The 544-nt window shown below is 65.1% G+C and carries 1 protein-coding gene; it reads right to left on the bottom strand.

Features of this window, described 5'->3' with window-relative positions:
* A partial coding sequence (locus BST12_RS29320) for an AMP-binding protein (protein WP_245850630.1) occupies window positions 1–530 on the bottom strand: 530 nt, incomplete at its 3' end.
* Window positions 531–544: the final 14 nt, after the last annotated feature.

Genomic DNA, 544 nt, shown 5'->3' with positions numbered 1-544 from the left:
CCCGAGGTGTAAAGGACGTAGGCCAAATCATCACCGGCCGGAAACACCAACTCCCGAACCGAATCACCCTGCCCCCCAACAGCATCGGCCACCACTACCGGCAACCCATAGCCTGACAGCCGCCCCGCCAGATCCGCCGTGACCACCGCAGCCACCGGCGCCGCATCAGCGACCACAAACCCGATCCGGGCATCCGAATGCCCCGGATCAATAGGCACATACGCCGCCCCGGTCTTGAGCACCGCCAACATCGCCACCACAGCAGCAACCGAACGCTCCACCAACAGCGCCACCACACACCCCGGCCCCACCCCACTACCAACCAACTCCTGCGCCAGCCGGTTAGCCGCACCCTCCAACTCCCGATACGTCAGCCGCTCACCACCACACACCACCGCAACCGCCTCAGGACTACGCCCCACCACAGCACCAAACAACTCCGGGATCGACCCCAACCCCGACCCCGCACCGCTGAGCGCCGCCCGATTACCCAGCACATCCAACCGCGCACCCTCAACCTCATCAACCACCTCAACCGAAGACA

The sequence above is a fragment of the Mycobacterium angelicum genome, from assembly GCF_002086155.1.
GTDB classification, from domain to species: domain Bacteria; phylum Actinomycetota; class Actinomycetes; order Mycobacteriales; family Mycobacteriaceae; genus Mycobacterium; species Mycobacterium angelicum.
Note: the sequence above shows the minus strand (reverse complement) of the source record. Positions and strands in the feature narration are given on the sequence as shown.